Here is a 12501-nt window from a genome sequence, read left to right as displayed (position 1 = left end):
CGATCGCGGACACTTCTTAAGGAGCCACCGCTCCGATGTAGGGTTTCATGCCCCCCGGAGTACCAGCGGCTTTACTGGCAGGATTATCGGCAGCCGGTGCCAGGAATTTTTCGTCTCCCGGTGTTGTGGATACGAAGTTATTTAGATTCGCATCCCCCTGTTTGCCCTTGTTTTTAAACAGGTCGAGTTCATCAACAGGCAGGGCAGTGGGGGCAGCGCGTGAAGTATCGTTCTCCAGCGCCGTCAGTGCTTTTGCCCAGAGTTGCGGATCATTATCCTGTGCAACTTTTGCAGGAGCCCCTTCGATCGTGGAAAACAGATTCCGCGAAATCTGAATTGCTTCACTGCCGGGAGTCGGTTTTGTAGTAAAGAGAATGCCTGTCTCAACGATGAAAAAAGTATTGTTTGTCAGTTTGAGATTGCTGATTTCATAGCCCTGGCAATCAAAGCGGATTCCCGTTTTCGTCTCCGAGAAGATGGATTCTTTCACCTGCGTTTCACGGACCGCCGATGAAAACTGCAACCCGACCCGCATGGCATTCAGGAAACGTACATTCGTCAGAGTGATGCTGCTGTTCGTATCCCCGGTGAAATCCATCCCCACCGCCTGGGGATTTCCCGCCTTGAAGCTGAGGTTTTCCAGCAGAAATGGTTCGTTTGACAAACCCGACACACTGGTGGCAAAGATGCCTGCTGTTTGAAAATCATTGATTTTCAAATTCTTCAACTGTGTCCCTACCAGGTATTCGGACAGCTGAATTGCCACTTTTTTTCCCTGGGCTTTGATCAGAAAGCCCTCAATCGTGAGCCCTTCGATGCCTCGCAGTTGAATGACCGGTTCAGGACCTTCAGGGGCGAGGATGACCGGTTTACCACTTTCGGCGATAATCGAAACCCCTTTCGGATAATTCCAACTGGAATTATCGATAACAATCCGTTCGTTCAACTCCTGGTCGGCAGTAACCTTGATGGTGTAATGCTTACTGTCGGCTCCAATTGATTTACCATAGACGATCTGAATGTCTTTGAGTGCAGCCGCAATCGTTTTATAGGTTTCCTGCGGACCGACTTTGATCTCGTCCGGCAACGATTCCGGTTCCACGGTTTTTTTTACAACCGGGACCGGGTTGACAGGCGCGGGTGTCTCAGGTTCCTCACCTGATAACACAAACATCACGACAAGCACAATCAGCAAGAGACCGATGCCTCCGCTGAGGGCCGGGATAAACCACTTCTGGCTGGTAATCGATCCGAGAGCGGGAGCAGCCTCTTCGACGACTTCTGCTTCCATTTCATCCGGCTCCGCTTCCATGACAGCCGAATCCCCGGGTAAGGCTTCCGCCAGCGGCACCGGTTTTTTCACAGGACGTTTGACAACCGGTTTCGCCACGGGCTTCGCCACCGGTTTGGCAACCGGCTTTGCGACAGGTTTGGCTGTGGGAGCAGGGGGCTTGGGTTCGGTTTTCTTGAGTGCATCGGAAGCACTGCCGATCCGCGTGGAGGCGGTACTGATTTTGTCCTGCTTTACGACCGAAGAATCATGCACATCGGACGATGGTTTCACAGTCGGTTCCAGGCGGGGGCTGCTTTTTTTTTCGTGCTCTTCAGAAGGAGTGGTCTTTTTCTGGATGCCGGATTCTTCTTTCAGGTTTGAGAGAAACGCCGCCAGTTCCGGATTCTTTTTCTGCTGGTCCTGCTCACCGGAGCCACTTTGTGCCAACCCGACTCCTGATCCCAGTCCACTGCTGATATTGTTGCTGCGCCACTCTTCATCGGTATTGTTCTGCAGCCAGTCGTACAATACTTCCGCCGTCTCATCCATGGTCTGGTACCGGTCTTCCCGGTCCTTCGCCATCATCTTTTCCAGAATCTCTACGATTTCCGGTGGAGTATCAGGCCGATCGACGGTGACGGCAGGTGGAATTTTATGCTGATGTGCCATCAACCGCTGTGCCAGTGAGCCTTCGGTGAAGGGGGGGTGCCCGGTTAACAGGAAGTACATGGTACAACCCAGGCTGTAGATGTCGGCTCGGGAATCGACCTGGTGACTGTCAATCGCCTGTTCGGGCGCCAGATAATCTGCCGTCCCCAGGACCTTCTCATCATGCGCGATGGTCAGGGACTTGTCTTCGCCTTCCTGAAAAAAACGGGCCAGTCCCAGGTCAAGAATTTTGACAACGCCTTTAGAATCGACCAGCAGGTTGCCCGGCTTGACGTCACGGTGCACCATATCTGCTTCGTGGGCATGTGCCAGCCCCTTTGCAGCCTGGCGGATATAATTGACAGCATCACGAATATCCAGCACACCGTTTTTCGTAACGACTTCCTGCAGATCCTGTCCGTCTACATATTCCATGACCAGAAAATGAATTTCTGCTTCATTTTCTTTTTCATGGTCCACATCGTAAGCGCGGACGATGTTAATATGATCCAGAGAGGCAACCGCCTGGGCTTCGCGATGAAAGCGGGCGAGATAAGAGGCGTCATTCACCCGTTTCGAGGGGAGCACCTTAATAGCACAGCGCCGCCGCATCAGGACATGTTCTGCCAGGTAGACCGAGCTCATGCCACCTTTGCCAACCAGGTCCAGCAGACGGTATTTCCCCAGGAAAAAACCTTTGTGCTTGCCCTGAAGCAACTTGTTGGCCTGCCAGCGTGTCAGCAGGGACCGCTCAATCAGCTTGTCGGCGACCTCGGCAGGTTCCCCCAGCTTGACCCCTTTTTCCTGATATTCGGAAAGAAGCTTCTTCAGCTGATCGACCGAAACCAAACCGCTTTGTTTAACCAGGTTTAAAAACGCCTCGGCCGTTAGTTTGCCTGCCATTCTTTACCAATTCGCTCAACATGTCCTGCGATGAATCTCTTTATTCCGTAAGGTAATAGTAACACTCTAGCATCCGATTTAATGACTGACCAGTATTGGTTTAAGGATTCTACCGAATCCCCGAAAAGGGTGTTCTACGCTCGTTCCTCTCCCGGTACCTGCCTGGATTGTATTTTTATGAACACTATTTCAATTTACGTAGATAAGCCTCTCTCCTGGGGGAATATTTTGATAAAACCGGTCAGAGATTCAAAAAGCCCGGCAATTGACTATAATATTCGCGGTCAATATTCGATTAATAAAGTATCAATCAGCGACCGGGGATTGACTGGTGAAATAATTGATAGATGCAGGCAGGATCTTGTACATGAGCACAATGACACACAAAGAAGAGCTTCCACACGGACTTCCTTTCCTAGGTAACTCAATGTTATTTATGGGTTTAGGAATCCTTGCCCTTTCACTGACAGGCACGGAATGGCTCCCGTTCAACATGCCTCGATCCTGGTATCAGAGCCCTTCGATCTGGAAATTACTGGCCCTCTGTATGACAGGGGGCGGGATTGCCATCCTGAAACAGGTTTCCAGCACCGAAATGAGAGACAGCGAACGAAAACGTCAACTGCCTCAAAAAGAGGACTGGATGCCGGAAGAACCAGGCCAGCGCTTCGAAACTCTTACTGTATATACCAAAGAAAACTGTCCGCTCTGCGAAGAAGCAGCGGAAATTCTGGAAGACTACACTGCCTACCTGCCTGGAATCGAATTTGTGGATATCTACAGTGATCCCGGGCTGGTCGCCAGGTTCGGAACCTGCGTACCTGTCGTGGCAATCGATGGAAAAATCCGCTTCCGGGGCCGGATTAACGAAGTTCTGCTGCGACGTTTGATCGTGGCTTCCCCGGTTACGATTGCTCCTGTCGCTTCCTCAGGGTGTGGCTGCAACAAGCAGAGTTGCGGGTGCAAACGCCAGAAATCGAACAGTGAATCCAACAGCGAATCGACCGGATGCGGTGGTCAGTGCAAATGTGCCTGACTCTGTTTTGAGCGGATACCCGAGGAAAAACGGTGCACTGCCTGTAAAAAACGGTTTATCGGTTGTTGTGATTCAACCATAAATGAGATAAATTACATCCAGCAGACACAATTCCCGACTTTAATTCGACTACCCGGGTCAGAATTTAATCCCATTAAAACTTTAGGCAAAAGACCATGTCGTCTGAAATCTCTTTGAAGAATTCAAAAATACTCATCGCAGATGACAACCATCAGAACTGCGAACTCCTGGACGCTTATCTGCTGGACGAAGGCTATGAAACGTTTATGGCCTATGATGGAAAAGAGACCCTGGAAAAGGTTGCCGAAATAGACCCCGACCTGATCCTGCTGGACATCATGATGCCGAAATTGAGTGGGTACGAAGTATGTGCCCAGCTCAAACAGAGTACTGAAACGAAAGAGATCCCGATCCTGGTGATCACCGCGTTGAACGAAATGGGTGACATTGAGAAGTCGGTTCAGGCCGGCTGCGATGACTTTCTGACAAAACCCGTCAATCGAATCGAATTAACGACCCGCGTCCGCTCTCTGTTACGTGTCAGACACCTGACGCATGAGCGCGATCGACTGCTGGCTTATCTCGCTGAAGTGGAAGGCACAACCCGCTCTACTTCCAGCGAATCATAAATAGAGTGCCAGGCCACTTTCCGACAGGAAAGAGTTTCAGTCTGCACCAACTTCAAAATTCTGCTCAGTCCCGGCAACGTCTGCCCCTGAGCCTCGCTGTTCTTGTCTGCAGGACACTGACGATCCTGCGACCCTTTGATTAGAAAACTCTCATGAGTGATTCACACCCCTCGGTCAGCGACGATCAGGTCGCCACCGATACCAGACCAACTCCACGCGTGGTCCTGAAGCCGCGACGCGCCCTGCCATTCTTTGGACGACATCCCTGGGTCTTCGCCGGCGCCATTTCCCGTATTGAAGGGAACCCCAATACCGGTGATGAAGTCATCCTGCTTTCCGACAAAGGCGAATTTATCGCCCATGGACTGTATAACCCCAACAGCAATATTCGCGTCCGCCTGTATTCGTGGGCTGAGACAGAAACACTGGACGACTCGCTCTGGACCAGTCGGCTGGAACAGGCTGTGACGCTGAGGGAAGAAGTCGGACTGCTCGAGAACTTTGAAACATCGGGGTGCCGCCTGGTCTTCAGTGAGTCCGATCAGCTTTCAGGACTCACCATTGATCGCTATGGTGCCTGGTTTCTGGTGCAGTTTTCCAGCCTGGCACTCTCGCAGAAACAGGATCTGATCATTGGATTCCTCAAAGCACGATTTCCCGCGAAAGGGATCTGGCTGAGAACCGAAAAAGGGATGCGGGAAGCCGAAGGGCTGGAAATTTCTGATCAGCTTCTGGATGGTGAAGAACCGCCGGCTCACTTCTTCCTGGAAGAGAACGGCATCCGCTACGGCATGAGCATGGTCACCGGTCAGAAAACCGGTTTTTATCTGGACCAGCGGGAAAACCGTCTTGCCGCCGCCCGCTATCTTAAAAATCATCGCACACTGGAACTGCACTGTTACACCGGCGCTTTCGCTTTGAACGCCATTATCCACGGACAGGCACAATCTGTCTTGTCTTACGACTCCTCGCAGTCTGCCATCGACCAGGCGACCGCCAACGCCGAACTCAATGGCATTGGAAATCGCATTCGATTTCAGACCGGTAAAGCTTACGCGGTTCTGGAACAGTTTAAAGCAGAAGGGGAGCAATTCGATTCGATCATCCTCGATCCCCCCAAAATGGCCCGGCATCGCAGCGGAGTTAAGCAGGCGCTGAAAGGTTATTTCAGTCTCAATCGCCTGGCATTTGATGTTTTGAAACCGGGAGGTATCCTGATCACCTGCAGTTGTTCGGGGCTGATCAGCCAGGTCGAATTTCAACAGATGCTGGCATCGGTATCTCAGCACACCGGGCGGCACATGCAGATTCTGGAACAGCGCAGCCAGCCGGCCGACCACCCCGTCTCACCCAGCTGTCCTGAAAATCAATATTTAAAATGCTTTATCTGCCGGGTACTGTAAACGGGACCTCCGCAGATCAGACTAAACTCCATGCAGCTGACATTCTGAAAATGAAACTATCATGTCACGTAAATCGAAAAAAAAACAACGCCTGAAAAGACAGGCACCTCCGCCCGAACAGCTGCTGCTGGATTTCCTGCCCGCAGACTGGAGTTCTACGCAGACGCTCTGTTTCCAGTCCAATCTGTATCCACTCACGACGGCCCTGATGAAGCGTGTCACCGCAGCAGACCGGGTCGACTGCTTCAGTTTCGATAAAACGATCGAACAACGGATCCATCATAAATGCAGTCTCCTGCAGGAAGAGCAGGAGGAGGCACCTGCCTGGAATACGATCTGCGACAGTGAATTTCCGGCAGGTGACTATGAAGCCGTGTTGTTACCTCTCTCAGAACAGTTTTCTGATGAACTGGTGCGCGAACTGACACTTTCGGCAGCCTGCTCGCTTCAGGAGGGCGGTACTTTGACGATCGCTTCTTCACGCACCAAAGATTATGAATATCATAAATTTCTGCAGTCGCTGTTCCCTAAAGTCACGCGCATCGTTTCTGATGCAGGCATCGTTTACCAGGGCAGACGATCGCAGCCTCTTCCGGAAAAAAAATGCCTGCAGGATGAGTCGGCCATGCGCGAAGGCGAACAGTTGCTTTATGCCTATACGCTGCCAGGCGTGTTCAGTCATCGTCGACCAAACCAGAGTGCGCGTGCGCTGATCAATCTGATGGAACTCTCCGATGAATCCTCCATCCTGAATCTGGAATGTGGTTCCGGGATTGTCTCGTTTGTGGCAGCCACACGTTGTCCGGGATCTCAGATTCATGCCTTCGACAGCAATGCCCGGGCAGTCAAATGCACAGAGCAGGGGATCGAGAAGAACCAACTTTCGAATGTCTCCGTCAAGCTGGCTGCGCTCGACGAAGGATTCATGCCCGAAAGCTATGATTACCTGTTGACCAACAAATCTTATTTCAGCAGCGAAGAGCAGGGGGAGGCCTTTTTGCAGATGTGCCTGCGGGCCTTGAAGCCGGGGGGACTTCTGCAGTTTTCCACCAAGCAGTATCAGTGGTATGCGCACCGCCTGCTCGATTTGTTCACTGATGTCGCCATTGATGGCGCAGTCCATCATTTCATGCTCACCGCCCGAAAACCGGAATAAGACGCCGCTTTCCAGGCAGCCCATGGCGCGATTCTTTTCCTGCTGCGCATTCTCCCGTGTGTCAGGCAGACCATTTCCAGCGTGGGTTCGGTCTGCCATTTCACCAGACTCAATCCCGCCGGGAAGAGTTTCGATTCCACTTTTTTCTGATCTTTTCCCAATAAATCCTCGTTGACAACGAAGAACGGATGTGAAAACATCGTTTTATAGCACTGAAACAGCCTGAAACGGACCGGGAACAGCGCGGTCAGGCGGAAAACAGATTGCTCTTTTCAGACGGAGGCGGTTATGTCATTATTCCTGTCAATTGCGTTCCTCGCAGCGACACCACAGGATACCCAAAGGAATGAACAGCCAATCGAGGCTGCAATACCACAGATGACTTCTAACTTTTCGACTTTCGACCAACTGGCCGACTCACTCAATTCCCGTGTTCAGACGGGAACCCTGTTGTTCAGTAAAGGCGATTGCCTCGCCGTTCGAATTTATACGCAAAGCGCGTATACCCATGTGGCCATGATCGTGATGCGAAATGGCGAACCGCTGGTCTACGACAGTATGAACGGAGTCGGGGCCCGTTGCCTGACGTTGAAAAACTATCTGAATACACAACGCCCGGCAACCATTCATGTGTTTCAACCCAATGCCGCTTTTAATCCCACGATGACGGCGCGATACGAGCGCTATCTGGATAAGAAGCTGGGAACTCCCTACTCAATCCGTCATCACCTGACCGGGGGACGCGCCCGGGGGATTCACTGCGCCGAATACGCCATTGATGCCCTTTCCGCCTGTCACCTGATGAAGGCACAGGCACCAGCGAAAGTTTCTCCTGCCTCCCTGGTCACGGGGATTGTGCAGGCGGATCGTTATTCCCCCTCCATTACCTTCGAACTGGAACGACCACCACTCGTGGCAGAAAAGCCACGTAACTGGTGCCATCAGCTCTGGGTGGATACGAAAAGCTGCACGTCGGCCTGCTGCGTCAAGCTGCGTGGCTGGGTGTTCTGCCAGTAATCGGCCGTCAGCTGGTTCGAAATTTTCACTCACATCTTCTGGGAAATCCGTGAAAGATCGGCAAACACTGCTTGAAACTGCGCAACCGGTCAGCGAGAATCTGAGAAGGAGTTCTTCTTAAGTGTGACCTGTTCCGTATTTGAAAGCGCCACAATGACCAAGCCCTTGCAGGACCGGCAAACCAGATTCCCGCAGTTGATTTTGATTCGAAGCGCACTTGGACTAGTACTCCTCGCCTGCGGAATACCAGCTGCCGCTTTCTCCCAGGAGAAGACCGGCGAACCTCAAACGGTTTCCATTCAGCGTGAAGCAATCACTCTCAGACATCCGCGGGATTACTATGTTCCCCTCAATCTGAAACCGTTACGCTCGCTGACCATCGCCGCGCCTCGAGATGGCATCATTCACACCGTGGAAGTCAAACCCGGAGATAAGCCGACTGCCAAAGCAGTGGTAGTTCGCCTGGATCCTGCGATTCCCCAGGCAGAGCTGGATCGAGCGGAAGCCGCCCTGGAAGTGGCCCGTGAAGAACAGAAGAATGCAACGGGGAAAGCCGCGGCTGTCGCAAAAGCAAGCGTGGCTTTGGCGGAAGCAGATCTGAAACTCGCCAACATTCGCATGGAACAGACAATCATTCGCGCCCCCTTTGAAGGACAGATCTTTCGCATCCTGACGGCTCCCGGTGAATTCGTCAGAGCAGGGGAGCCCCTGGTTGAACTGGGGGATACGACATCCCTGCAGGTGGAAGTCCCTCTGCCGCGCGAACAGGCCCAGAAAGGAGCCCGCATCAATCTGAACGTGGAAGAACAGGCCACCCAGGCGACCGTGGACCAGGTTCTGCCCCTGGATCCCCGGTTTGAAAAACTCCGCGCTCTGGCCAAGTCCATCACTTCCGCAGTCGTGATCCTGGAGAACAAAAATGCCCAGTTTAAACCCGGACAGTCTGTCAGCGTGGAGCTGATTCCACGTTATCCGATCGCAGAAGTCCCGACTGTCTCTGTCACCAATACGCCGGAAGGGATACGAAAAATTCAGATCGTGCGTGAAAATGTGATCAGAGACCTGACTCCACAGATCCTGGGGCAGATCGGCCCGGAACGCCTGTTTGTCTCTGCACCGTTTAATAAAGATGATGAAATTATCGTCAGCACCTCGCAACCCCTGACAGACGGAACACAGGTACAACCCCGGCTCACAGCAGGAAAAACGCAGGACACACCCGCGGCAGCCCCGGGCAGCCAGCCCTCAAAACCACCTGAAAAAAAGGTCAGCTTTTAGAATCCATTGTTTCGTTGGGTAATCTGGCTCGTTACACTATATTATGCGAAGCAAAGTCCCGTCTGATTCCATCGATTCAGCAGCCCGATTTGAGTTCCTGAGGGAATTCGGGTTTTGGCAGATCATTGTCTTTGGCTACAATGATGTCTGACGAATCTTCGTCGAATCACATAACAGCAAGAGGTTGCGCAGTGGCTGAAACAGAAACTACAGAAGCAGATAATATTGTTGACGAATACGAGCTGGTGAATCTCATCGTAGATGGGTCCACAACCCAGATCTGGGAAGTGAAAGAACAGGGGGGCTCCAACACTTTCGTCATGAAACGCCTGCTTCCCGAACCCATGAAAAATCCGGAAATCGTTGCGACCATGAAACTGGAAGCAAAGGTGGCAGCGGCACTCGATCATCCCAATCTCATCCATCTGCATAAGTTTGTCAAAAACAAAAAAAACATCTATCTGCTGATGGATTACTTTCGCGCACCTAATTTGCGATCGCAGATTACATCGGATCGCCAGAGCGTTCAGTCCCGGCTCCGCAAGCTGATCGAATCGACGGCAATGGCACTGGGGCACATGCACGAAAAAGGCTGGGTTCATAAAGATATCAAGCCGGAAAATATTCTGATCAGCAAAAGTTCTGAAGTCAAAATCATCGACTTCGGCCTGGCAGTTCCCGTCGCCAAAGGACTGGGAAAACTGTTCGGAAAACCCAAAACAGTACAGGGGACCCGCTCGTATATTGCTCCGGAAACCATCAAAAAAGAACCGCTGGGCCCCGGGGCTGACATCTACAGCCTGGGAATCACGATCTTCGAAATCCTGACCGGCAAAACCCCGTTCCATGGAGAGAACCCCAAGGAAGTTCTGTTAAAGCATATTTCAGAAAAACCGCCGTACGCATCCAGCATCAATCCCAACGTTACACCGGAAATGGATGAGTTCATTCTGAAGATGCTGGCCAAGAAACCGGAGAAACGTTACGCATCCATGGAAGAGGTGGTTTCCACCATTCGAAACCTGAAGATGTTCAAAGCAGAAATTTCTGAACTCATTGCACAGGAAAAAGCGGACGCAGACGCAGCGGAAAAAGAGTCGATGAAGGAGAAACGTCTCGACAGTCGTGCGGACGCGCGGCTCTCTGAACTGGTCAAAGAAAACCCGGAACTGGCCAAACAGTTGATGGCTGACCGCAAAGCCAACGCCAAACCCAAGCCTAAACCGGAACCCGAGAAAAAACCACAGCAGCAGCCGCAACAGCCGTCTCAGCCGATGTACCCGCCTCAGTACCAGCAGCCCATGTACCCGCCGCAATATCAGCAACCGATGTATCCGCCTCAGTACCAGGGGCAAGCCATGCCTCCCGGCAGCTATCCACCGCCGCAGGGATATCCACAGCAACCGTATCCACCGCAGCAGTACCCGCAGCAACCCTACCCGCCACAACAACAACAGCCACCTGGTCAGCAGCCTCCACAGCAGCAGCAACCGCCGGCGCAACAGCCAGCCCGGCAACCTCCTGCTGCGAATGCTCCTCCGCAGCCACAGGCGCCACAACAGGCTTCCAAACCACCTCAAAATCAGCCGGAACCTCCCAAAAAAGAAGAGCAGAAGCAAAAAAACAAAAATGATGACGATCTTCCCTTCATGGATGAATTGCCGGATGTGATCTAAATCCATAAAATCTTCCAGGAATTACTTGCATCTGTTAAACTGGCTGCCATCTTTAACTATGACACTTTCATTCTAATACGTGGTCTCAAATACTATGTCTGCTATCAATCAGCTTCCATTCGAACGTCCCATCTACGAACTGGAAGAACAGCTCAAGAAAATCGAGCAGGAACCCAATCCCACACCCAATACCAAAGATGCCATTCGTAACATGCGACTGGAAATCACGCGCATGAAGCGTGAGATCTTTGAGAACCTGGATGCCTGGGATACGGTCAAGGTCGCCCGTCATGCCGAACGACCTCAGACACTCGATTACCTGGAACTGGTATTTGATGAATTCGTGGAACTGCATGGCGACAAAGCCATCGGTGATGACCGTGCCATTCTGACTGGCCTCGCCAAACTGGACGGGCAGAAAGTCATGTTTGTCGGACAGCAGAAAGGACGCACTTTAAAAGAGCGGACTGAATGCTATTACGGCTGTGCTCATCCGGAAGGCTACCGCAAGGCCCTTTCCAAAATGAAGATGGCGGAAAAATTCGGGATCCCCATCATCTGCCTGATTGACACTCCCGGCGCTTACCCGGGCATCAAGGCGGAAGAACAGGGAATCTCTTACAACATTGCGATCAACCTCAGAGAAATGTCGCTCCTGAAGACTCCCATCGTCTGCGTCGTGATTGGCGAGGGAGGTTCCGGGGGAGCAATCGGCATCGGCGTGGGTGACCACATCTCGGTACTGCAGTACGCTTATTATTCAGTGATCACCCCCGAGGGTTGTGCAGGCATCTTATGGAAGGATGTCAAGTTCGCCAACGAGGCTGCCAACGCGCTCAAATTCACCAGCAAGAATCTGCTCGAACTGGGCATCATCGATGAAGTCATCCCGGAACCACTGGGAGGCGCCCATCGAGATCATCGCCAGATGGCGACCTCATTAAAGGCATCACTGTCCGCCAACCTCAAGCAGCTGATGAGCATTCCCAAAGACCAGCTCGTCGACCAGCGCTACGAGAAGTTTCGCAAGATCGGCATGTTCCACGAGACAGGGCAAACTGAGCCCGTCAGCTCCTGATTTCAACACCGCACTTGCCGGCTGTGAAAGAGATACCAGAGAGAGAAAGCTTAATAAAGTACCCCACAACGAACGTCCGATAATGTCCGTTATGTTAAGTTCGGCGTGAATTTTAGCCTGTTTTTACAGGGTTTGTGATTTCCCTGTTTCTGCTCTCTCACTCAATGGTCTATCTGTCCCTGAACTCTCAGTGACTCTGATAGACGCTCTCTTTTCCGCGTCGAACTGCTGCGGAAAACATGCTCGTATTCGACTTCAACATCTCACCTGCGCTGTGCATCACGCATCCGATCCTGCAGCGCGGATCCCAGTGAATTTACTGGTACTCGCAGCAACTCTAACTGACGCAGTACCCGTGTATCCAATGGGGTCGTCACATCCGT

The 12501-nt window shown here is 52.0% G+C and carries 10 protein-coding genes; 8 read left to right on the top strand and 2 right to left on the bottom strand.

Annotated features, from left to right (window positions below; translation table 11 throughout):
* Window positions 1-16: 16 nt before the first annotated feature.
* Window positions 17-2824: a serine/threonine-protein kinase gene (locus tag AACZ40_RS08015; RefSeq protein ID WP_291178449.1), complete on the bottom strand. Its 2808-nt coding sequence runs from the start codon at window positions 2822-2824 to the stop codon at window positions 17-19.
* Between the two features lie 367 nt (window positions 2825-3191).
* Here AACZ40_RS08015 and AACZ40_RS08010 point away from each other — a divergent pair, with 367 nt between their 5' ends.
* From AACZ40_RS08010 to AACZ40_RS07995, 4 genes are all read left to right on the top strand, one after another.
* Window positions 3192-3860: a glutaredoxin family protein gene (locus AACZ40_RS08010; protein WP_291178446.1), complete on the top strand. Its 669-nt coding sequence runs from the start codon at window positions 3192-3194 to the stop codon at window positions 3858-3860.
* A 176-nt stretch (window positions 3861-4036) separates the two neighbouring features.
* Window positions 4037-4510, top strand: coding sequence for a response regulator (locus tag AACZ40_RS08005; RefSeq protein WP_291178443.1), 474 nt, complete (start codon window positions 4037-4039; stop codon window positions 4508-4510).
* 152 nt (window positions 4511-4662) lie between these two features.
* Window positions 4663-5913: a class I SAM-dependent rRNA methyltransferase gene (locus tag AACZ40_RS08000; RefSeq protein ID WP_291178440.1), complete on the top strand. Its 1251-nt coding sequence runs from the start codon at window positions 4663-4665 to the stop codon at window positions 5911-5913.
* Window positions 5914-5974: 61 nt separating this feature from the next.
* Window positions 5975-7069, top strand: a complete 1095-nt coding sequence (locus AACZ40_RS07995) for a methyltransferase (RefSeq protein ID WP_291178437.1) — start codon at window positions 5975-5977, stop codon at window positions 7067-7069.
* Here AACZ40_RS07995 and AACZ40_RS07990 read toward each other — a convergent pair.
* Complete coding sequence (locus AACZ40_RS07990) at window positions 7036-7269, bottom strand: hypothetical protein (RefSeq protein ID WP_339673922.1); 234 nt, start codon at window positions 7267-7269, stop codon at window positions 7036-7038. The genes AACZ40_RS07995 and AACZ40_RS07990 overlap by 34 nt on opposite strands.
* Window positions 7270-7357: 88 nt before the next feature.
* Here AACZ40_RS07990 and AACZ40_RS07985 point away from each other — a divergent pair, with 88 nt between their 5' ends.
* The 4 genes from AACZ40_RS07985 to AACZ40_RS07970 all read left to right on the top strand — a co-directional run bounded on the left by AACZ40_RS07985 (window position 7358) and on the right by AACZ40_RS07970 (window position 12118).
* On the top strand, window positions 7358-8086 hold the full coding sequence (locus AACZ40_RS07985; protein ID WP_291178434.1) for a YiiX/YebB-like N1pC/P60 family cysteine hydrolase: 729 nt from the start codon (window positions 7358-7360) through the stop codon (window positions 8084-8086).
* A 153-nt stretch (window positions 8087-8239) separates the two neighbouring features.
* Complete coding sequence (locus AACZ40_RS07980; RefSeq protein ID WP_339673917.1) at window positions 8240-9364, top strand: HlyD family efflux transporter periplasmic adaptor subunit; 1125 nt, start codon at window positions 8240-8242, stop codon at window positions 9362-9364.
* Window positions 9365-9555: 191 nt separating this feature from the next.
* Entirely contained in the window at window positions 9556-11040 is a 1485-nt protein-coding gene (locus AACZ40_RS07975; RefSeq protein ID WP_339673914.1) for a protein kinase, read from the top strand.
* 94 nt (window positions 11041-11134) lie between these two features.
* The gene (locus AACZ40_RS07970) at window positions 11135-12118 is read left to right on the top strand and encodes an acetyl-CoA carboxylase carboxyltransferase subunit alpha (RefSeq protein ID WP_291178425.1); all 984 of its coding nucleotides are present in this window, start codon (window positions 11135-11137) and stop codon (window positions 12116-12118) included.
* Window positions 12119-12501: the final 383 nt, after the last annotated feature.

Origin of the sequence: uncultured Gimesia sp. (assembly GCF_963972345.1) — a bacterium.
GTDB lineage: Bacteria > Planctomycetota > Planctomycetia > Planctomycetales > Planctomycetaceae > Gimesia.
The sequence above is the reverse complement of the archived record's forward strand: the minus strand, read 5'-3'. Positions and strand labels throughout refer to the sequence as shown.